19 protein-coding genes, 1 tRNA gene and 1 pseudogene are annotated in these 21,326 nt (G+C 31.9%); 10 read left to right on the top strand and 11 right to left on the bottom strand.

Annotated elements, in window-relative coordinates; all coding sequences use genetic code 11:
- Window positions 1-4 precede the first annotated feature (4 nt).
- Complete coding sequence (locus METBO_RS06160) at window positions 5-715, top strand: Hsp20/alpha crystallin family protein (protein ID WP_013644822.1); 711 nt, start codon at window positions 5-7, stop codon at window positions 713-715.
- Window positions 716-835: 120 nt separating this feature from the next.
- Here the strand turns inward: METBO_RS06160 and METBO_RS06155 are convergent, their stop codons facing one another.
- Both METBO_RS06155 and METBO_RS06150 read right to left on the bottom strand, forming a co-directional pair.
- Window positions 836-1,849: a hypothetical protein gene (locus METBO_RS06155; protein ID WP_013644821.1), complete on the bottom strand. Its 1,014-nt coding sequence runs from the start codon at window positions 1,847-1,849 to the stop codon at window positions 836-838.
- 46 nt (window positions 1,850-1,895) lie between these two features.
- On the bottom strand, window positions 1,896-2,450 hold the full coding sequence (locus tag METBO_RS06150) for a PadR family transcriptional regulator (protein ID WP_013644820.1): 555 nt from the start codon (window positions 2,448-2,450) through the stop codon (window positions 1,896-1,898).
- Window positions 2,451-2,831: 381 nt separating this feature from the next.
- Between METBO_RS06150 and METBO_RS06145 the strand changes: the two genes are divergently transcribed.
- Window positions 2,832-3,557: a PAS domain-containing protein gene (locus METBO_RS06145; RefSeq protein ID WP_013644819.1), complete on the top strand. Its 726-nt coding sequence runs from the start codon at window positions 2,832-2,834 to the stop codon at window positions 3,555-3,557.
- Window positions 3,558-3,664: 107 nt separating this feature from the next.
- On the opposite strand, the gene METBO_RS06140 is transcribed toward METBO_RS06145, so the two are convergent.
- Both METBO_RS06140 and METBO_RS06135 read right to left on the bottom strand, forming a co-directional pair.
- The gene (locus METBO_RS06140; protein WP_013644818.1) at window positions 3,665-3,880 is read right to left on the bottom strand and encodes a hypothetical protein; all 216 of its coding nucleotides are present in this window, start codon (window positions 3,878-3,880) and stop codon (window positions 3,665-3,667) included.
- A gap of 116 nt (window positions 3,881-3,996) precedes the next feature.
- Window positions 3,997-4,452: a hypothetical protein gene (locus METBO_RS06135; RefSeq protein WP_013644817.1), complete on the bottom strand. Its 456-nt coding sequence runs from the start codon at window positions 4,450-4,452 to the stop codon at window positions 3,997-3,999.
- Window positions 4,453-4,747: 295 nt separating this feature from the next.
- On the opposite strand from METBO_RS06135, the gene METBO_RS06130 reads away from it, so the two are divergent.
- The gene (locus tag METBO_RS06130; protein WP_013644816.1) at window positions 4,748-5,134 is read left to right on the top strand and encodes a response regulator; all 387 of its coding nucleotides are present in this window, start codon (window positions 4,748-4,750) and stop codon (window positions 5,132-5,134) included.
- 131 nt (window positions 5,135-5,265) lie between these two features.
- Here the strand turns inward: METBO_RS06130 and METBO_RS12715 are convergent, their stop codons facing one another.
- Together METBO_RS12715 and METBO_RS06120 are read right to left on the bottom strand one after the other, a co-directional pair.
- The gene (locus METBO_RS12715) at window positions 5,266-5,988 is read right to left on the bottom strand and encodes an alpha/beta fold hydrolase (RefSeq protein WP_013644815.1); all 723 of its coding nucleotides are present in this window, start codon (window positions 5,986-5,988) and stop codon (window positions 5,266-5,268) included.
- Window positions 5,989-6,129: 141 nt separating this feature from the next.
- Window positions 6,130-6,795 carry a TetR/AcrR family transcriptional regulator gene (locus tag METBO_RS06120; RefSeq protein WP_013644814.1) on the bottom strand — a complete coding sequence of 222 codons (666 nt, stop codon included), beginning with the start codon at window positions 6,793-6,795 and terminating at the stop codon, window positions 6,130-6,132.
- A 570-nt stretch (window positions 6,796-7,365) separates the two neighbouring features.
- On the opposite strand from METBO_RS06120, the gene METBO_RS06115 reads away from it, so the two are divergent.
- Entirely contained in the window at window positions 7,366-8,973 is a 1,608-nt protein-coding gene (locus METBO_RS06115) for a 6-pyruvoyltetrahydropterin synthase (protein WP_013644813.1), read from the top strand.
- 401 nt (window positions 8,974-9,374) lie between these two features.
- A complete protein-coding gene (locus METBO_RS06110; protein ID WP_013644812.1) occupies window positions 9,375-9,644 on the top strand; it encodes a 2TM domain-containing protein in 270 nt (89 codons plus the stop codon).
- A gap of 125 nt (window positions 9,645-9,769) precedes the next feature.
- Here the strand turns inward: METBO_RS06110 and METBO_RS06105 are convergent, their stop codons facing one another.
- Complete coding sequence (locus METBO_RS06105; protein WP_013644811.1) at window positions 9,770-10,210, bottom strand: hypothetical protein; 441 nt, start codon at window positions 10,208-10,210, stop codon at window positions 9,770-9,772.
- Between the two features lie 561 nt (window positions 10,211-10,771).
- Between METBO_RS06105 and METBO_RS14040 the strand changes: the two are divergent.
- Window positions 10,772-11,626, top strand: a pseudogene (locus METBO_RS14040) (PEP/pyruvate-binding domain-containing protein).
- 11 nt (window positions 11,627-11,637) lie between these two features.
- Entirely contained in the window at window positions 11,638-11,907 is a 270-nt protein-coding gene (locus METBO_RS14035; RefSeq protein ID WP_048650807.1) for a PEP/pyruvate-binding domain-containing protein, read from the top strand.
- A gap of 187 nt (window positions 11,908-12,094) precedes the next feature.
- Here the strand turns inward: METBO_RS14035 and METBO_RS12695 are convergent, their stop codons facing one another.
- Window positions 12,095-14,407 carry a glycosyltransferase gene (locus METBO_RS12695; RefSeq protein ID WP_013644810.1) on the bottom strand — a complete coding sequence of 771 codons (2,313 nt, stop codon included), beginning with the start codon at window positions 14,405-14,407 and terminating at the stop codon, window positions 12,095-12,097.
- A gap of 149 nt (window positions 14,408-14,556) precedes the next feature.
- Between METBO_RS12695 and METBO_RS12690 the strand changes: the two genes are divergently transcribed.
- Entirely contained in the window at window positions 14,557-15,549 is a 993-nt protein-coding gene (locus tag METBO_RS12690) for a class I SAM-dependent methyltransferase (RefSeq protein WP_013644809.1), read from the top strand.
- Between the two features lie 214 nt (window positions 15,550-15,763).
- Here METBO_RS12690 and nifS read toward each other — a convergent pair whose 3' ends face one another.
- The 3 genes from nifS to METBO_RS06070 all read right to left on the bottom strand — a co-directional run bounded on the left by nifS (window position 15,764) and on the right by METBO_RS06070 (window position 20,249).
- A complete protein-coding gene (gene nifS, locus METBO_RS06080; protein ID WP_048186577.1) occupies window positions 15,764-16,924 on the bottom strand; it encodes a cysteine desulfurase NifS in 1,161 nt (386 codons plus the stop codon).
- Window positions 16,925-17,319: 395 nt separating this feature from the next.
- Window positions 17,320-18,789 (bottom strand): homoserine O-acetyltransferase MetX, encoded by a 1,470-nt coding sequence (gene metX, locus METBO_RS06075; RefSeq protein WP_013644807.1) that lies wholly within the window; start codon window positions 18,787-18,789, stop codon window positions 17,320-17,322.
- A 140-nt stretch (window positions 18,790-18,929) separates the two neighbouring features.
- The gene (locus tag METBO_RS06070; RefSeq protein WP_013644806.1) at window positions 18,930-20,249 is read right to left on the bottom strand and encodes an O-acetylhomoserine aminocarboxypropyltransferase/cysteine synthase family protein; all 1,320 of its coding nucleotides are present in this window, start codon (window positions 20,247-20,249) and stop codon (window positions 18,930-18,932) included.
- Window positions 20,250-20,551: 302 nt separating this feature from the next.
- On the opposite strand from METBO_RS06070, the gene METBO_RS06065 reads away from it, so the two are divergent.
- Window positions 20,552-20,947 carry a pyridoxamine 5'-phosphate oxidase family protein gene (locus METBO_RS06065; protein ID WP_013644805.1) on the top strand — a complete coding sequence of 132 codons (396 nt, stop codon included), beginning with the start codon at window positions 20,552-20,554 and terminating at the stop codon, window positions 20,945-20,947.
- A 203-nt stretch (window positions 20,948-21,150) separates the two neighbouring features.
- A tRNA-Cys gene (locus tag METBO_RS06060) sits at window positions 21,151-21,221 on the top strand.
- Window positions 21,222-21,326: the final 105 nt, after the last annotated feature.

The raw sequence follows: 21,326 nt of genomic DNA, 5'->3' as shown, positions 1-21,326 counted from the left end.
TAACATGAAAGAAAGAGAAGAACCTAAAACCAATAAAGAGATCGAAATAAAAACTTCTGATCCTGAAAAATCAAAAGAAATTAAAGAACAAAAATCCAAAAAGACTTCTAAATTGAATATCGAGGCTGAAGAAAATAAAAAAGCAGCAGAGAATTATGTAGATGACCTCAAACAGGCAAGTTCCGAAAAAGGTCAAGAAATTAAGGAAGGGTTAAAGGATGTTAAAAAGGAAGCTAAAAAGAAGAAAGAAAAGTTAATTGAAGAGAGTAAAGCTAGAAATGTACATCCTACTGAAAAGGTATTGGGAGATATCATATCCAAATTTAAACAAGGCACAGACCAGATCAATGAAATGATGGCTGATTACACAAAAGAAAGTAAATCAAAAAAATCATTTAAATTGCCACTTGTAGATGTATTTGATACCAATGAAGAGATAATATTAATCGCAGACATTCCTGGAGTAAAAAAAGAACATATTAACCTCGGAATATCAAAGAATTGCGTGGAAATTGAAGTGAAATACAAAGATGTACCAGACATTAAAGATTCAAAATTTATAATAAACGAACGAAGTTATGGAATTAAAAAACGTAAAATACCCATTAAATCTGATATTAATGTAAAAAAAGCCAATGCCAAATGGGAAGACTCAGTATTGACCATAACTCTACCAAAAAAAGAAAGGGACCTTACAAAAATTGACATTGAATAATTATTCCATACTTATTTTTTTTTGGAGTCGAAATCCATTAAAAAAACAATAGAATTCATTGAAGCCTAAATTCCATTCAAATTATATATTAAGAAAGAAGTAAGCCAAAAATAAATGGAATTAATTATACTCCAACTCATCGTAGAATTCTGATAGAGCATAAAAAGATTCTTTAGGTTCCCAATTCATGTTTTTATATGTTTGCCCATGTCCCTCACACAATGTTTTAACCAGACTGTAACTTGCCATGTCTAAGTCACGACATGGATCCTTCGAATGTTTAAAGGTTGGCTGTACAAATGTGAAAACAAACCCACCATCCACTCCTGAATTTTCGAGAATATTCAGTTGTTCTGTTAATTCAAAGGCTTGTACAGCTTCATTTCTCACATAGTTTCCATTCAATTCTTCACTGTTCAGTTCATCCAAAATGTTCCAAGCCCATCCACCAAGATCTTCCGCTCCTTCATAGGTACAGCATCCAAATTCTCCAATTACAACGGGTTTACCAAATCTAGCAAAACTTTGAAGAATTTTAGGATATTCTTCTTTTATCTTTGCATCTCTGTAAATATCAACACATACAAAGTCAAAGATATTCCAGTTAACAGCTTCAAATGGTGCAGATGCATAGGTTACAGGACCATTAAACACATTTCTAACAAGGGCATTTCCTTTCACTAAAAATTCATTTAAGCTTGTGTTGTGCTTTCCATTGGTAACAATTTCCATGAAATCTGGACTTTGTAATCTTTCCATGAAATTCTCTCCGTTTAATATTCCATTCATGAATAAAGAGAGTTCTGTTCCCATTATAAAGACCACTTTTCCTTCATATATTAATCTGAGTTTTTCAGTTTCAACAGCTGCTTCAACAATGTACTCCAAAGTGTCCTCAGGATTTTTATCCCAAAGTTCCGGTGAAACCCATACTTCAAGACCAAGTTTAAGTGCAAATTCTGAAGCCCTCATGAGACGTTTAACATCTTTTCCACATATTTTAACCACATTACAATGCAGGTCTTCTTTAATTATTTCAAGTTCCTGTTTGACAATGTCATCATCAAATTCTGGGCGAAAATTTTTGTCCATCATCACCCTTCCAACATCGTAGCATACTCCTCTGCGATTCATCTCAACTTACCCCTGTAAACAGTTTGAATTATTTAAAATAATCTTTTTATTTCACTGAACTGTATATTTCTCCAAATCTTTCATGAAGAGAAATAATTTCATCTCTATGTTCAGAAAGTTTTTTTGGTTTAAAATCTTCTAAAATGGATATATATCCATTTAATTCTGTAATTGCTTTTTTAATCGTGATTTTATTATGATCTACATAACTTTCTTTGAGTAAATTACCGAAAAGTTTGTAGGTAGTTTCTGTTCCCTGTTCTGAAAGACTGTATTTTCCATCAGCATTTTTAACAATTAAATCTTCTGAAACCATCTTTTTTAACATGGGATAGAGGGATCCGTTTGAAGGACGCCACGAAAGATGTTCCTCCAATGTTTGATTATCTGGAAATTTAATGTTGTGCATCTTCTCAAATCTTTTGTTCATATCCATGAAGTTGACTTCATGCAGTTTTTGATGTTTAAATTGGATGTCATCTGCTATTTCCACACCATTTTTAGGACCTTCACTCAAAACAGATAGTATCCAAACTCTTAATCCCCCAATTTTTTCTAATTCTTCCATTCTTTCTCGAATATCCCTATGGCTAACAAACATCCTAATACCCCTATCTAACAAATTATCTATAAGTCGACAAACCGATTCAAAAAATTTATTTTAACCAAAATACACTTTGTATTTGTCAGCAACTTCCAAATCTTAAGTTTTGAATGTCGACTAATCGACTATTTAAATATTTTATTATATAAAATGATCTGAAAAATCTCAAATTTTACAGACAAATGGATCACCATTAAAATAATTCTCTCAATGATTCTCTTGAACTACAAAAATGTAATTATTAACTGTGTTATTTAGTTTTAATTGATTTTTTATGGGATTCTTTGTGAAATTTTATGGTTATCATTTCACATATTTACTTATGAGTGTGAACCAAAATTAGCATTCATTTAAAATATCCTTAGGAGTGGAAAAAAATTGAAGATTAAAAATAATTTGGATGAATTGAAATCAATTTTAAAAAACTCACCTGATTCCATTTTTGTACATAACCTAAAATTTGATTTAATTTATGCAAATAAAGGATCATGCGAAAGTCAACTGTATAACAATAATAAATTTGGTACTTCACACTTCAACGAACTCGACCAATTGATTCATTACAACCTTCAGAAAAATTACAATGATCTAATTAACAACGGATCAACCTACTTTGAATCTTCAAAAATCTGTTACGATGGATCTACCATAGATGTAGATGTTGATTCAAATATAATGGAGTCTGAAGAAGATTCAATAATATTAAGCATTGCTAGAAACTCTTGTGAAATTGAATCTCCAAACACTGATCAAAAGGAATTATATGAAATGCTTAAAACAACCAGAAAAGGAATGATAATAGATAATTTGGGTATAATAACTTATTTAAATCATAATTTATGTAATCAGTTAGGATACAGCAAGGATGAAATATTGGGCCATGAATATATCGATTTTTTCAAGGGAGTTCAAGAGTTCTCCATACTTGATGAGCTTGTTAAGGTCAAGATGGGAGGCGTTAGTAATTTAATATCTAAAATGGAAAGGAAAGATGGTTCAAATTTGTGGATGCTCACAACAATATCCCCCATCTACATTAAAAATGAGGAGTATTTAGGGAACCTATCAACACTCAGAGACATAACAGAATTAGTCAATCAATGATAAAAATCCAAATCTAAATTTTATATTTTGTTATCCTGAGTACGGTCTTCAATTGGTTGATACCAATTTGATCCCATTTAAATTTAAGATGATGGCCAAAATGTTTATCATTCTTCGGGATCTTGCATAGTATAATTAAACCATCTTAAACTTTCAAATGGGATAATTTGTTCTTCCCATCCGTCTTCATCTTTATATTCTATTTCAATTATTCTATTTTCCTTGTTAATTTGTATGTTTCTTATAGAATTTTTTCTAATTTCAAAGGTAGAATTAAGATCATCATTTCGAAATATTACCAGTTTTGAAGCCCATATTGTCAATTTTATGCCTCCAGACTTTAATTTAATTCTTTATCTTTGAATTCATCTATAGTTTATACTAAGAATTTTTTTTCATTTTTTCATGCGAGTATTATGTATAATATCTATCTGAAATTTTATTTAATAATTAATGAATTTTTCACAGTTTCATAGGTTACTTGAGATTGATTGAGAAATATTTCAAATAACAGTGCATTATTACGTTTTTTGACTGGAACAAATAGATTGAAAGTGTTAGATGATTTATCAACAAATTCAGTTGCATTTATGCCATCGACGAGTGTTACGTCTGTTATGTTGCTAGCGTTGTTTATGTAATTTGTTTTCACAGTTCTCATATCTGCTATGAAGTTAGGATCAGACTTGTCACCAGTTCCAGGTGTTGAGTTGAAGAAATATAAATCACATGTTTCATTTGATTCATCAACGACCTTGATGTTATTTGGTAACTTAAATTCCACGTATTTATTTTCAAAAACGTTAGTATCGACATGTGGATGATATACTAATGTAAAAATAACCAGTGCCACAAATATAGCCGCCCCAATATAACCCATTTTTTTGTTTAACAAATTTAATATTCCCCCATCTTTAAAATATTAATATTACTTTTTTATAATTTTTTTATAGTTGGAAATATTAGTAATTTGTCCCAGTTAGTGATGATATTGAGTAATAACTAAAATAGTTTAATTTAACATGAAATTATTAGATATAAAGGGAAATATTAGGAGTAAGGAGTAAATAAGTTGACGATCTAATATCGTTAAACTCTTATAAGTTTAGGATATAATAGAATTTCTGGATTAAAAATGATGGTTTAGTTGGAATAATCAAATAAATATACGATTCTAGGGGGATTTTGAACTGGGAAATACAAAAATTTTCATTACAGAAGATCAGATGATACTCAAACTCGATCTAAAAAACAGGCTTGAAACTTTAAATTACGAAGTGGTTGGAATGGCTGATAATGGATACGATGCAATTGAACAAATAGAAAAATTAGATCCTGATGTTGTTCTCATGGACATAGTGTTGAAGGGAGAATTAAATGGGATTGAAACTGCTCAGTTGATCAAAGATAAATTTAATACTCCCATAATTTACATGTCTGCATACTACGATGATGAAATATTGGACAAAGCAGCAAAAACGCAACCGGATGGTTACATCACCAAACCATATGAAGACGTGTTGATTCGCACTACCATTGAAATGGCCATGAGAAAAAGGAAGTATCGAGACGAATAATGAAAAAAGATAGCACTCCTGTTAAAATAGTCTTGTTATTTCCATTAGATAAGCATTGTTTAGTTATCAATCTTATAAAAAAGTATAGGTAGTAAACAATCCATACCTTTAATGGAGTATAATACTTTCAATTAGAATCCATTTTTTTTAAAAATAAATTTATTCATTGGATCTATCAAAAGCTCAGGTTTTGTCCTAATAAAAAAATGATCTTCTTTAGCCATTATTAATTTTGAATTTTGTATACGATCAAAGAGTTCCTTTGCATATTTTATAGGTGTTGATGAATCCTGTGTTCCATTAACGATAAGTGTTGGTGATTTAATTTCTTTCAAATATTTTGTTCCATCATAACTTGTCAGTGCATCAAATAGTCTTAAAAAAGATGTGGAAGAGGGAGGATATTTGCCCATTGCATTCAATAATTTAGGATTATTGGCTACTTGCTTTAATTTTTCGTAGGCTTCCTTAGAATTTTCATCGGAATTTTGAGCAGATTTAGCTGCTGCTACATTTAATATCAAATTTGAGACTCTATCTGGATATTTAGCTGCCATTGTAATGGCTATACGAGAACCCATTGATATTCCCAGAATACTTACTTTTTGAATTTTAAGTTCATCGAGTAAACTAATAGCATCTTCAGCCATGATTTCTATTGTGTACTCATCATTTGGTTTGTCTGTTCTTCCAGTGCCTCTGTTGTCAAAAGTTATTAATTTGTAATTCTTTGTTTCTTTGAGTTTATCTACAAAAGAACCAATTTCACCACCCATACCCCATATGATCATCAATGGTTTACCTTCACCAAAAATTTCGTAGTATATTTTGATTCCATTTACATTTGCATACACGATAATCACCTCGAACGTTTTAATTAATATTTAACATCATGTTATTGTATAACACTATGTTATTATATAACATGGTGTTATTTTTATTTAAATATTTGGATTTTACTAGAAATTTAGGGGAAATAGTCATTTTAGAAAAAGTTAATCTAGTGATAAAAGTTTGTTTACAAAATTAAGGAAAATTATGTTGAAGTTTTGATATTCATTCAAATTCAGTTCCTTAAATTCCATCTTCATTACAGGGGATGGACTGATCATTCCATCTAAAGTTGATAATATAATTATTGTCAAAAGCTTCGGATCCATATCAACCGAAATTGTTTTTTTATCCAAATTAGTAATTATTTCCAATAGAATATTGAATATTTCTCTTTGAAGCTTTAAAATTTCTTTTAAATCCCATACTGAACTCTTATGCTGTCCGTTTGTAGAACTTAATAGATCTTCAACCTCAAACCTTCCAGACTGGAAGTAGTTATAAACCTTGAAGTACTGTGGATACATCTGGAAAAACATATAATAAGTAGATCCCACAGCATTTATCATCCGTCTAGCAGTTGTCCTTTTCACATTTTTTTTGATCATTCCATTTAAAATGCGCATACCCTTTAAAATCACTGCAAAACACAGGGCTTCTTTATTTTCAAAATACAAATAAATGGTTGCACGATTCAATTCAACTTCATCGGCAATATCCTTCATGGTGACATTATCATAGCCCTTTTTAAAGAATAGAATTTCTGCAGCATCTATCATAGATTCACGCCTCTGTATTTTTTCACGCTGCTTTCTTTCCGGTATTGCCATGAATTTCACCAAGATAACTTAAAACGAAATGAATTTCTTTATTCAATTAAATTTAAGAAGTCATAACTATTTAAGATTTTGATACAACTTGAACTTTTCATGATTTAACAAATGTTATAACAATATATAACTCCAAGAATAAACTAATCGAATCTAAAAGTTAGCCCAGATATAATCAATACAAATATGAAAAACCTACTTTAAATCAAACCGACTTTTAATTAAAGAGGTAAAGCTGTACTGGAACATAAAGTTCAATCGTTAGATATACGTGTACTGTCCTTATTATCAGGTATTTTAGTATTATTAATTAGAATAAGAGTTTTTTTGTAAATCCATCATGTTAAACCCTTAAGTAAAAAAACTTATATGAAATGAATTCAATTTATTAAAAAAGGAGATTAAATACTATTTTTTTTGTTATAATTGAGGGCAGGGTTAAATTACAGGGGTCACAGGAATGAAAAAGTGAGTTCCCAGAAATAGTTAACAGTAAAAAAAAATAGTGGATATGTAAATTTAGAGTTAAATAAACTAATTTTTGGGATTCTTCAGAGGATAAGGATATAAATGGTAAAAGAATTCACGATGACAAAATCTGAGGATTTAAATGATTTTTCAGAGGATAAAACTAATAAATTTCTTTGGATCATCCCGGGATTAATTGCATTTTTAATAGCACTCATTCCAACTTTGAGCAATGCCTGGCCCTTCACTGTTGATATTTATGTACATGCAAGGACTGCTGAAGTATTCAGTCAATACGGACTCACATTTATAGATCCTATGATAAACCCACCTAATGGGGCTGCAATAACATCTCCACCATTATTTAGTTTGATCTTGATGTACGTGGGCGACTTTTTTAAAGTAAATTATTTCGATGCAGCACGTTTTTTACAACCGTTCCTTGCATTATTTGTGGTTTCTTCAGTATCGTATGTTGGGAAAAAATTTTATGGCAATGTTGCAGGTATGTCTGCAGGTTTCATTATAATGGCAAGCTATCTTTTTACTAGAATGATGTCACCCCTTCCAGAAACATTTGCAATTATTTTCGTTCCAATAGCAATTTATATGTTTTACAAGGCTGTAACAACCCGAAATTATCTATACACCATTATTACAAGTTTTTTGTTTTTAGTAATCTTAGCAACACACCAATCAACAACCAGTCTGCTGTTTTTAATTTTATCCGCAATTACATTGGTATTAACCATTTTAAAAAGGGATAATATTTATATCAAGAATTATTTGATTTTTCTTTCGATTATTGTTGTTGCAGGCATCATAGCATCCATCGGTCTTTTGATATTTAAACCTGACATGGCCTCCACAGTCCTTACCTACGCAATAAGCATGATAAAAACATCCGTTCCCTACAACGATCCAATCAGTAATGCAAAATATTTGATCTACTTGGGTATTGTACTGATTTTCATGTTGATTGGTGGTGTTGTTGTGCTTAAAAGACGAAGTACCAAGGACCTTTTCATCATCATCTGGATCTGTGTGCTTTTCATAATGAGCAAATCCTATTGGTTTGGAATAAATGTGTACACCATCAGGTTACTGATCCATTTATTAATACCCCTCTCAATTCTGGGTGGAGTTGGTTTAAGTTATCTTTACCTTGAATTTAAGAAAAAGGAATTTCCCAACAAATCCATAAGAAACACCTTACTGGTTACAACATGCATAATTCTATCGTTATTTGCTGTTGTCACTGCCACAAGTTCAAACTTCGAAACAATACCCCAATACAACTCCCAACCCTACGGTTCAAGTAACATCACTGTACCCCAACTCGCACCCCCAACTAATGCAGATGTGGAACTTGCAACTTGGTTTAACCAATATGGAAACAACAAATCATCAGTACTTTCAAATAATTACAACACGAACCAATTTTTAGTGGCAACAACTGGTCAACCAGTTATTAATGTGGGAACAAGTGAGCGTATCATCACCAATGGATTCAAATCATCAGAATTAAATACCTACAAAATAGGATACTTCGTGTTTGATAAACGTTTAACATTCCCTTCAAACACCAGTGATAAATATCTTGATCAGGGATTCCTATACCTAAACAGTAAATACAGTATACAATCTATCTTACCCTCCGATGCCACCCTACTTTACCAGAATGAGTACTACATAGTATACAAAATCTAGTTATTCCATTATGTATACCTTTTTTCTTAAAATGAATCAGAATCTAAGGTTTATTCAGACAGCTATCTGCCCAGACAGATTTGTTTTTCAAGACAGAAAATTAGAAAAACTGAAAGATTTATTAAGAAATTTATGTTATATAATAATAAGTATTATGAAATTATTTAGGGTGATAAATTTTGGTTAAACCAAGAATACTGATAGTTTTATCAATTATAGTTCTTTTTATAACTGTTTATGTAGTAGATTCTTTATTTTTTAGGCATTTATTCTGGGAACGTTTGATTGCTAATATTGTAATTGTTCTGGTTTTCGCTGGAATTTATCTAAAATATTTGAATAAAGAATGAATAGTCATTAATAGTGTCATTAAAATTAGTTCGTTTGAGGGGGATTTGATTATGGATGAAAATTATGTGCAGGCCAAAAACAGAATGCATCAATTAAAAGCATTTTACAAAAATTTAATATCCTATGTCGTAGTCATGATATTCCTTGTTGTAATTAACTATTTCACCAGTCCAAACTTTTGGTGGGTTCTTTTCCCTGCATTGATCTGGGGTATCTTTGTGATTATTCAAGGAGTAAGTGTGTACAGTAAACGTGGACTGTTCTCCAAAGAATGGGAAGACAAAAAAATTCAAGAGTATATGGACGAAAATGAGGATTAAATTCCACATTTTTTAGTATTTTTAGAAACAAAATCATGAATTAACAGTTAAAACTGATTCTATCTAAACTAGATTAAATTCTGAAAAATAAAAAAAGATAACGTAGTGGTGAGCTTACACTCATTTTATGCAAAGAAGTATCCGTCACTTTTTATTTGAGGTCGTATATTTTTCCAATAGTACGTTACTGGTGTTAGCGATGTTTTTGCGTACGATGTTACCGAAGATCTGCCACTGTAGAGTTTAACCTCGGGACTTGTTTCAACTATTTTTAATTTACTTGAAGTCAATTTAGTAATGGAATAAGTGCTGTACCAGGAATTATTTATTGTTTTATAATGAACCTGAACCACAACACCATTGCTTGTTTTGTATGTTTTCCATGTGTATGCAAACAAACCTCCACGTTCACCCCAGTAAAATTTGTTTGAACCTGAATCAATGAGATTTTTTTGTACAACTTTTTGGATAGATACTCCATTTGTATTGTTTGTTGCAGAAACTGAACCTGCAAATAGAGCTATTATTATAATTAAAACTATTATGGGAACCATATTCTTTTTCATTTAAAGAATCCCCTCCATTTTTATTTATTGGTGTTTAACGATATAATTAAAGCGAATTATTGCACTGTTACCCAACTAAATTCACTCTACACTATTATATGTACCATATATTTATTAAGGTTTTTTATCAGTGATTTCTAAGATAAATAAAAGCTTTAAGAAGTCTTAAAATCTTGATACTAATCTACAATCAGTTATAAAGCTGAATTATAAATTATTTGGATATTAAATCTTCGTAACTGTTGTAATATCCATTTACAACCCTAAATATTGTTCACATTCGTAATAGTTTAAAAAATTTAAATACCAAAAAATCATAATTTCTCATGTATTTTTTCAGATAAATACTTTCAAATATGAATGGATTAAAGCATTTAAAACAGTTTTAAACTCACATAATATAATTTTTTTAATGAATTAAATTAAAAATTTGTAGTGTTAGTGAAAATTTTATTTTTTTTACCCATCTGTTTCATGTTCCATTAGAATCTCCAAACTGGATATGATAGTATTTAATATCATAGTTATTTTAAAATACAATCAATATTAAGGAATTAGATAATGGAAGGGTACATGATGGATAAAACAAATTATACAATGCTTCTTAAAGAAGATAACTTGCCAATAGAAAAGGTGGGTGGTAAAGCATTAAATCTGTCCAAATTATCATCCATTGGATACAATGTTCCCATGGCATTTATTGTTTCAGTAGAAGCTTATGATTATTTTATTAAAAAAGAATTAGAACCTGAAATAGCTTCGATACTTAATTCTATCAATTATAATAATGAAAATTCAATTTATAAATAGGATCTAAATTGATTAAGAACTTGTTAAAATCTAAGGACCTACCAAAAAATCTTCTAAATTGAAATTCAAGGTCAAATAGAAAACCTTGCAGAGGGATATTATGCTGTAAGATCATCCGCATTGGCTGAAGACTTGGAAGATGTGAGTTTTGCAGGACAGTTAGATAGTTTTCTATATGTGAGTAAGGAAGATATTCTTGAAAACATTATACAATGCTGGGCATCTTACTGGAATGATCATGCCATCAAATACAGACACGACTCTTCAATAGGACATTTAGACACAGAGTTAGAAGCAGCCGGAATAGCTGTTCTTGTTCAGAAAATGGTAAATGCCGATGTTAGTGGAGTTACATTTACAGCTGATCCAGTTTACGGTACCGATGATATTGTGATAGAATCAACCTATGGACTTGGTGAAGCCATTGCATCAGGAATAGTAACACCAGATACCTATGTTTTAGATAGAAATAGAAACGTAAAGAAGCAGACAATAAAAACAAAGAATCAGGGCTATTTTCTTTTAAATGGTAGAAATACGTTGAAGGATATTGATGAGATTGATAGAAAAAATCAAGCCTCAACAATGAAATTCTTTCGGAATTAGAAACTATTGGGATGGAACTCGAAAAATATTTTGGTGTACCTCAAGACATAGAATGGGCATTGGAATTTAATGAATCAAGTTCAGATAATAAACATACCATCTACATACTTCAATCAAGACATGTAACCACTCTCACAGCAGGTTCAGAGAAGGATGATATTTTATGGTTCCGGACATATGGAGTTGAATATTGGGCAGATGCAACTACACCACTATTTTACGATGTCATGGGAAAAATGCTCACAGACTACGTTAACCATGAAGGTGCAAAGATAATGTGATACACCGATCTTACCGGCACAAAACTATTAAAACTGCACAAATCACGGGTTTACTTCAATAGTTGGGTGTTAGAAAAAGCCTTTTCATACTACCCAAAATTTGCATGATAACTTATTTTAAAAAAAAGTATTATTTATGAATTTGTTTTCTGAAATGAAAGAATTATAGGAAAATTTAAACAAAAATCTAATCATTTTGAAGTTTGTAATTTAAATATTCATTAAAACTATCTTTTTCCAGGAATTCAAAGTATGTTTCGAAGTGGTCTTTTTCTAAATCTTCTTTATACTTACATGATTGAAATCCTTTAACAATTTCATTGAAATATGATTCTTGATCTTTTTTATCAAAATTATCAAGTTTTAAACCTCTTCCAAAGTTATCATCATAACGCCAAATAACTCTTTTAAATGCCACTAGGTAATCAGTTTTATTTTCATATTTTACCGAGTTAATAAAGTATAGAGTAATTTTGTTTGCTTTTAACAATGCTTCAATTCTTTTTTTACTGAAAATTGTTAATCCGTTTCCAATATCTTTTCTATAATGATAATAAGTACCAATAACTGGAATGGTTTTCTTTGAATAATATGTTGCTCTTGCTGTAAAGGGAACGTCCACTAATCCGGGAAGTTTGTCAAAAGTTATATTGTTTTTTTGTAAGTATTTTCTTTTGTATATAGCATTCCAAATCACGACAGAATGTTCATTTAAGTTTAACAGTTCTCCATCAGATTTTCTTTCAAGAATTGTTCTGTTTATGTTATCTTCCTTTGAATGGTTCGGGTATTCATATACATATTCTGTTCTTGTTAAGTCAGCGTCCTGCTTTTTGGCTTCGGTAAATAATGTTTCATAAAAATTTAAATCAATCCAATCGTCACTATCAACAAATCCAATATATTCTCCTTTTGCAATTTTAAGACCAGTGTTTCTTGCCAATCCTGGTCCTTGATTTTTTTGGTTTATTATTTTTATTCTGCTATCTACTTTTCCATATTCATTTAATATTTCTCTTGATCGATCAGTTGAGCCGTCATCGATACAAATAATTTCAATATCATTTAGGGTTTGATTTATCACACTATCTAAACACTTTTTAAGATATTTTTCTCTATTGTATATTGGAATGATTACAGAGACTTTAGGGGGTATCTCTTCTAATAACCTTTCTTTTATTTCAGGGTAATATTCTAAAATTGCAGAAAGCTGTTCATCGTTTCTTAGTTGATTATCTTTATATAAAGTTCCATCGTTGTTTAAATTTAGTTCTCTTTCGGGATTGATGTATGTTAAATATTTATATCCATTTTTAATAATTTTGATCTTTCTATTGTTTAAAACAACCATTCCCCAAAACCACAGATCGTCATTATTTGGTGAAAGTTTAAGGAATAGCTGATCCTTTAAAACATCTTTATAAAAAACATCCGGAGGATATAAAACGCCCCCAACACCAGTAATCAAGTTTAAAATGGAGATTTCCTCATTTTCAGTGCACTTATCCCATAGTTCATAAGGTACAGGAGAACCCGATTCAAAATTCACTAAATGAGCTCTATGTGCCACTACGTTTTTTCCATCATAATTTTCATATAATCTTTCCAACCAATCTTCAGGATAAAAAATATCATCATCTGCAGTAACAATAATTTCATTTGGATACTCTTTTAGAGAATGAATTAATTTATTATAAACCCTAAAATTTTTGTCTGTCCATTTAATTTCCAAACCATGCTTTTCGAGATTTAATACATTTGAAGGTAAATCTTCTTCTAAATTTGGGAATTCTTCTTTTGACAACCATAAAATAAGTCTATCTGGCTTAAAATTTTGATTTAATAGAGAGTATAAACAGTAATGAATATCATAAATTCTAGCAGGATAAGAAGTTAGGGAGACTATTATTTGAGGGCTTCTTTTCTCTCGAGTAACTCCCAATCCCTTGAACAACTCTATTTCACATGCGATTTTTTCTTTGTTAATATGATTAAGAGTGAATACCCTGGTAAATTTTCTTGTTAACCTGTTAAGATCATCAATTTTTCTAGTTAATGATGAATGAGAATTAATTCTATTGTTTAACTTTTCAATTTCTTGCTTGTGTTTTTTATTAGTTTCATTTAATTTATTTTTAAGATCCTTAATTATATACTCTGTTGAGTTAATCTCAGCGTGATGATTGGGAAATCTTCCTTCTTTTTTCCCGTAAACAACATAGTGAATTAGTGGATTAACTTCAGACTTTCTTACATCAGAATAGTTTTTCAAGTAATAGTTTCCGTCGAACTTGGTAGATGGAACTCTTTTTTCCTTCCATCCATGATAGATATAATGATCCAATGGATTTATATTGGTATTTCTAATATCTGGATAGTTGGTTAAATAAAACTCTTTATCAAAAAGATTTAGAGACTTAATTAGTTTTTGAGCTTTAATAATTCTATAAATATTCTTTGGATTCAGTTTTTCCTTCTTAAAAATGTATATCATTGACATTTTGTAAAATTTCCTTTCAATTGTTATTATTCATCAGAAGATTTATAATATAATTCGTTCAACATATTAAATATTGATTAAACCATGATTATCATTGATCCATTAATATATATAAATATATTTTTTTACCAATTTATTGGGAGATTAATATGATTAAAGAGCTCATAAAAAAACAGATTAAAAAAACAGGGACATATAGAGAAGTAGAAATTGAAACCCAAAAGCTTGAAAAACAAATCCAAACCTTAGACCAAGTGAGACAAACACAAATTACAGCTCTTGAAAAACAATTAGAAACATCAAAAAATGACAAAAATAAGCTCAATAATCAAATAGAAACCCTACAAAAAGACAAAAATAAGCTCAATAATCAAATAGAAACCCTACAAAAAGACAAAAATAAGCTCAATAATCAAATAGAAACCCTACAAAAAGACAAAAATAAGCTCAATAATCAAATAGAAACCCTACAAAAAGACAAAAATAAGCTCAATAATCAAATGCAAACCCTACAAAAAGACAAGCAAGCACTTAAAAAAGAGAGACCTAGACTTTTAGGATATAGTATGAAAAGTAGACCTAGAGGAGTTAGTGCAGATGTGGGTAAGCCTGTCATTTTGAAGTATATTTTAGAGAATATTAAAAAAAACCAGAAAGTGTTAGATGTTGGTTTTGGATCAGGTGTGTATGGAAAATTGCTTAGAACATTTTATTATAGGTATGTCGATGGTATAGATGTTTTTGATAAACATTTGGAGGAATTTGGTCTAGATCTAATTTATGATAATATTTACATCGAAAATATACTCGAATTCGAATTTGAATTTTATGATCTGATAATTATGGGCGATGTATTAGAGCATATTGAGTTGGAAGCAGCTAAAAAACTGCTTACAAAGTTTATTGAAGAAAAAAAATGCGACCATCTAATTGTTTCTATCCCATTCGAGAGTGAACAGGGTGATGTACATGAAAATGTACATGAAATACACTTACAGGATAATGTTACAGCAAAATATATGGAAAAACATTATCCATATCTTGATTTGATTGATTTATACTATAATTCAGAACTAGGAAATATTAAAGCAGTATATATCTGGAACAAAGACTTAAAAACTAATCCCACGAGCTCTTGTTGATTTCGTCAATTGTTCCAGTTACCTACTAATTCTATTTTACCAATAAGCGGGCATAGATATTGTTCCTGCCAGTAATTACTCATCTCACTTTATTTAGAAACTATTCAAAATATCAAATTTTTATAACCATTTAATAATGAATCACGAGGTTAGTGTATTATGGAATCTAGATGTGACATTTTCGTGTTCATTAGAAATTTTAGAAATGTAACATTTATTTTTTGATTCCGCACCAGAGAGGAGACATTTGTCTTAGTTGTTCCACAACTTCTTTTATGGCTTTAATTGCATATTCAATGTCTTCTTCAGTGTTTTCATGGCCCAAACTAATTCTTAGTGATCCATGGGCTTCAACTTCCTTGAGTCCTATGGCTGTTAAAACATGTGAAGCTTCGAGTTTGGTTGATGAACATGCCGAACCTGTTGATGCTGCTATTCCCTTGGTATCTAGACGGAGTATGAGGGATTCGCCTTCAATTCCTGTGAATCTGAAGTTTGCATTGTTTGGAAGTCTTTTGGTTCTGTCACCGTTTAGGTAGGAATCTTCTATGGAGTTCAGGATTCCATCTACTAACTTGTTCCTGAGGTTTGTGAGTTTTTGTGCATCTGTTTCTTGGCTTACTTTGGCAATTGAGCATGCTTTGCCCAGCCCTACAATTCCAGCCACATTTTCTGTTCCTGGCCTTAATCCCCTTTCATGACCTCCACCGTGGAGTAATGGTTCGATTCTAACACCCTTTTTGATGTACAATGCTCCAACTCCTTTAGGACCGTATAGTTTGTGTGAGGAGAGTGATAGCATGTCAACATTCATCTTCTTAACATCTACAGGTATTTTTCCAACGGTTTGAACTGCGTCTGTGTGGAAGTATATTTTTTTCTCGCTTGCAATCTTTCCAATTTCTTCTATTGGTTGGATGGTTCCAATTTCGTTGTTTGCATGCATTACAGTTATGAGTATGGTTTCATTGGTGATGGCAGCTTTTAGATCGTCAACCTTGATGATTCCATCTTCTCCCACTGGTAGGTAGGTTACTTTGAATCCATTTTTTTCTAGGTACTTACAGGTTTCATCCACTGCAGGATGTTCTATGTTGGTGGTTATTATATGATTTCCTTTGTTTTTGAGTTTGTAAGCTGTTCCTTTGATTGCTAGGTTGTCAGATTCTGTTCCACCACTTGTAAATATTATTTCTTTGGGTTCTGCATTGATTAATGATGCTACCTCAATTCTTGCTGCTTCCATGGCCTGTTTTCCTTCTCTTCCAAGGGAGTAAAGTGTTGATGCATTTCCAAAGGAATCAACAAAGTAGGGTTTCATTGCTTCAAATACTTCTGGGTCTACCGGTGATGTTGCTGAATGATCCATATAAATCATGTTTTTATAACCTCTCAAAATTTTTATTTAAAATAATAAATATAACACCTACATATTTTAAATTCAAAATATTTATGATCGTTCCAATTTTATATTATTTTCAGACTCTAAAAATACTTTATAACTATAGTTATATTTAAGTCTTGTTAAGCTAATTATATTTTTTTATGTTATAACTTTCTAATAAAATGTTATATTCATGGAATTTAAATAACTGAATCATTTAAAACATCAAATTCCACAAATATTTCTATCTGAATGGTTTTTATAGTGTTAAACAGCCTTTATTTTTAATAAAAAAACAATCTTTTTTTTAACTGTTTTGATTAAACTTTAACCAATAATAGTATTATTTTTTAATATTGGGTTTGAAAATAAAAAAATTAGAAATCCTAATTTTCTGTCATCATGCTGCTTACATGATCCATTGTAACAATTCCAATGACAGTTTCAGATTCATCCACAACAGGCAGTGAGGATATTGAATATTTTTTCATCTTCCGTGCAGCCAGTTCTATTGGATCCTCTGGGCTGACCACTATAACTTCCTTGGTCATGATATCATCCAGTTCCTTGTAGTTTCTTGCTACAGATTTGGAAATATCCCATGCAGTTACAATTCCAAGTAGAGTGCTGTTGTCTGTCACCACTGGAAGGTGGGTGACCTTTTCATGGAGCATGAGCTCAGCAGCATGTTCAATACTTGACTTTTCTTTGATCTTTGGAAATTCCTTGGCCATCACATCCTTCACAAGAGTGTCCGATAAAAATCCTGCTATTAAGTAATTCAGCTGACCCGCTTCTATTAAAAAGGCATCATGCCCATAACTTGATTTAATTTCACAGTAGCTGACATTTATATCGTTGGCATTGAGTCCCATCACAATGTCTCTTGAAAGTGATGGAGGATAGAGCCAATCTGAATCAACTGATATCACGAGAAATTTAATTTTAAGACCGTAAAATGTTTCTGCGAGAGAACCTTCCCCTGCAAGATCGAAATAATCCACTGCCTTGGTTATGTAAAGGTAGGAATTTGCATCGAATCGCTTGGTGAATGAATTTCCCTGATAGTGAAGGTAGCTTTCGACTTCGAAGTCTGTTTCAAAGTCAAATCCATAGTCTTCCTTGTCCTGAAGTCTCCTTCCAAACTTCTGATACATGGATTCATTACTTAAATAAGTTATATGAGCTATCATCCTTGCAAGAGCCAAACCCTCTGTAGGTACTTCTGAATCGTAGTACTGACCATTATTCCAGTTTGGATCCGATATTATTGCCCTTCTACCAACTTCGTTAAAAGCTATTTGTTGAGGGGATGAAAATGCTGTGGTGGCAATAGGGATGGCTGATCTGACCATGTCAGGATATGAAACACACCATTGTAAGACTTGCATCCCGCCCATTGAACCTCCTATTACTGCGAACAATTGTGTTACACCCATGGAATTTACCAGTTTTTTCTGGGCGTTTACCATATCCTTAATAGTTATTATGGGAAAATCCAGCCCGTAAGGTTTGTTGGTTTCTGGATTGATTGAAGATGGTCCAGTGGAACCTTTACATCCTCCTATGACATTGGAGCAGATGATGAAATATTTTTCAGTGTCCAAACATTTGCCTGGACCTATTATAACATCCCACCAGCCTGGTTTTTTATCTCCCTCGTACCAACCTGCAACATGTGCATCTCCTGTAAGTGCATGGCAAACCAGTATAGCATTACTCTTCTCTTTATTGAGTTTACCGTAGGTTTCATATGCGACTTGGACATTTTTTAGTTTTTCACCGCTTTCAAGGATCAAATCATCGGATAAGGAATGATACTTGGTTTCTACAATTCCGATGGATTCGTTTTTCATATTTCCTCCCCTAAATTTTCATCCGGGATATTTCTCATTCCGGACTACAACTAAATCTTCTTTCCTTTGAATAGTACTGTGCAAAATACATGCTTTTATACCTATATTTATTTTATCGATGGCTATATTTGTTTTTTGGATTATATCTTGGACAGTGCCTGATCAATGTCTGCAATGATATCTTCAACATCTTCAAGACCAATGGATAGTCTTACAAAGTCCTCAGTAACACCTGTGGTTTCCTGTTCTTCCCTTGTTAACTGTTGGTGTGTTGTTGATGCGGGGTGTATAACTAGGCTCTTTGAGTCACCGATGTTTGCAAGGTGGGAGAACAGTTCAACATTTTCAATGAATTTTTTACCTGATTCTAATCCGCCTTCAATTCCGAATCCTATTAATCCACCGTATCCACCTTTAAGGTATTTACTGGCTACTTCATGTCTTGGGTCTTCTTCGAGTCCAGGGTAGTTTATCCATGATACTTTAGGATGATTTTTGAGATGTTTTGCTACTTTAAGAGCGTTTTCAGCATGTTTTAATACCCTTAGTTCGAGTGTTTCAAGTCCCTGTAAGAACTGAAATGCGTTGAATGGACTGAGTGCTGGTCCTAAATCCCTTAAAAGTACGACCCTTGCCCTTATGGTGAATGCTATGTTTCCGGCTCCAGGGAAGTCTCCGAAGGTTTCCCAGTATTTGAGTCCGTGGTAACTTGGATCTGGATCTGTGAATTGTGGAAATTTACCATTACCCCAGTTGAATTTACCAGAGTCAACTATTACTCCACCTATGGATGTTCCGTGTCCCCCGATGTATTTGGTGGCAGAGATTACAGTGATGTCTGCTCCGTAATCAATTGGTCTTAGTAATCCTACTGTGGATGTGTTGTCTACTATGAGTGGTATGTCATGATCGTGTGCAATCTTTGCAAGCTTTTCAAAGTCAGGTACATCTAATTTAGGGTTTCCTAATGATTCTACATATATTGCTCTGGTTTTTTCGTCAATTGCTGCTTCAAATTCTTCTGGTTTTTCAGAGTTTACAAATTTAACTGTTCTTCCGAGTCTTGGTAGGGTGTAGTTGAATAGTTCGTAAGTTCCACCGTAGAGGTTGTCACCGGATACTATGTTTTCTCCCAGCTCTGAGACGTTTAATACTGCTAGGAAGATTGCGCTCATTCCACTTGCTACTCCAAGTGCTGTTGCTCCACCTTCCACCGCTGCGACTCTTTTTTCAAAGACGTCTGTGGTTGGATTCATGATCCTGGTGTAAATGTTTCCAAATTCTCTGAGTCCAAAAAGATTTGCTGCATGTTCTGTATCATTAAATACGTAGGATGATGTGAGGTATATTGGTACTGCCCTTGATCCTGTTGCAGAATCAGGTTCTTCCTGTCCTACATGTAGCCCTATCGTGCTTAATCCCGGCCCTTGCCATTCATTATTTTTTTCTTGTTCTGACATTTTTTTTATTCTCCCTAAGTCTTATAAATCTGTTTTACCATTGGATCAATATTTAATGCCTCTAAATATTCTTTTCCAAGGTTTGTTTATATTTTCATAGGTTTTATCATCTGCAAAATTTGTGCTGATTCCCCAAATGAAAATATAACAATTGTTATTTTTTTATCCTATTTAAAAGTTTCCAATTTAACACTGTTATTAGGTCTTGTTAATCCAAATATAAATTCAAAGCTCATGGTTTCTTGTTAAACCGATCATAACATTTATATTGTTAACAATTGTTATTTATGTTTGGTGATTAAATGTCAATGACTAATGAAATGATGGATGCAATAGAAAAGGATCTTGTATTTCTAGCAACTGCCACAGAAGATGGAATACCAAACGTGGTTCCTATTGGATTTGCAAGACCTTTAGATGAAGATACAATATTAATAGCAGATAATTACATGAACAAATCCCGAAAAAATCTTGAAAAAAATCCATGGATATCGTTGGTAACTAAAGATTCCCAGAAAAATCCATTCCAATTCAAGGGAAAGGTAGAAATATTTGAATCAGGTAAGTACTTCGACACTGTAACGGAATGGGGACAAAATGCCATGACCAAACTAACACCCAAGGCAGCTATTCTCATGAAGGTTGAAGAAATATATTCAATACAACCTGGACCTGAGGCAGGTAAGAAGATAGAATGAAGTGGAAACACTTCATATATTATTTTAAGACAAACGCATAAAAATTGGCCATATAAAAAAACCAGCATAAACCAACCCATACAAAGTGTTATTAATTATCATCAACAAAATAACAACAGGCAGAGTAAACTATTTATATAACAATTGTTAATTTAGTTAATGTTGCTTTGTAAATCAAAATTTGCACTGCAAATGATTTATTTGCCGAGATGACCGAGCGGCTAGGTGCGTGGCTGCAAACCACGTCACTTGGGTTCAAATCCCAATCTCGGCCTATCTTTTTTATTCAAAGTGGATTGATAAATTTTTTTAGGCAATCATAGTTAAGTTATTTCCAGGAAAATAATGAAGCCTACAAATAAAACATAAAAAAAATGTT

Source organism: Methanobacterium lacus, assembly GCF_000191585.1.
Taxonomy (GTDB): Archaea; Methanobacteriota; Methanobacteria; order Methanobacteriales; family Methanobacteriaceae; genus Methanobacterium_B; species Methanobacterium_B lacus.
Note: the sequence above shows the minus strand (reverse complement) of the source record. Positions and strands in the feature narration are given on the sequence as shown.

Coding starts and splice junctions, on each gene's coding strand:
- METBO_RS12695 (WP_013644810.1), bottom strand. CDS start 14,407: ATGTCAATGATATACATTTTTAAGAAGGAAAAACTGAATCCAAAGAAT.
- metX (WP_013644807.1), bottom strand. CDS start 18,789: ATGAAAAACGAATCCATCGGAATTGTAGAAACCAAGTATCATTCCTTA.
- METBO_RS06070 (WP_013644806.1), bottom strand. CDS start 20,249: ATGTCAGAACAAGAAAAAAATAATGAATGGCAAGGGCCGGGATTAAGC.
- METBO_RS06105 (WP_013644811.1), bottom strand. CDS start 10,210: ATGAAAAAGAATATGGTTCCCATAATAGTTTTAATTATAATAATAGCT.
- METBO_RS06160 (WP_013644822.1), top strand. CDS start 5: ATGAAAGAAAGAGAAGAACCTAAAACCAATAAAGAGATCGAAATAAAA.
- METBO_RS06110 (WP_013644812.1), top strand. CDS start 9,375: ATGGATGAAAATTATGTGCAGGCCAAAAACAGAATGCATCAATTAAAA.
- METBO_RS06115 (WP_013644813.1), top strand. CDS start 7,366: ATGGTAAAAGAATTCACGATGACAAAATCTGAGGATTTAAATGATTTT.
- METBO_RS06155 (WP_013644821.1), bottom strand. CDS start 1,849: ATGAATCGCAGAGGAGTATGCTACGATGTTGGAAGGGTGATGATGGAC.
- METBO_RS06120 (WP_013644814.1), bottom strand. CDS start 6,795: ATGGCAATACCGGAAAGAAAGCAGCGTGAAAAAATACAGAGGCGTGAA.
- METBO_RS06065 (WP_013644805.1), top strand. CDS start 20,552: ATGTCAATGACTAATGAAATGATGGATGCAATAGAAAAGGATCTTGTA.
- METBO_RS12690 (WP_013644809.1), top strand. CDS start 14,557: ATGATTAAAGAGCTCATAAAAAAACAGATTAAAAAAACAGGGACATAT.
- METBO_RS14035 (WP_048650807.1), top strand. CDS start 11,638: ATGGAACTCGAAAAATATTTTGGTGTACCTCAAGACATAGAATGGGCA.
- METBO_RS06150 (WP_013644820.1), bottom strand. CDS start 2,450: ATGTTTGTTAGCCATAGGGATATTCGAGAAAGAATGGAAGAATTAGAA.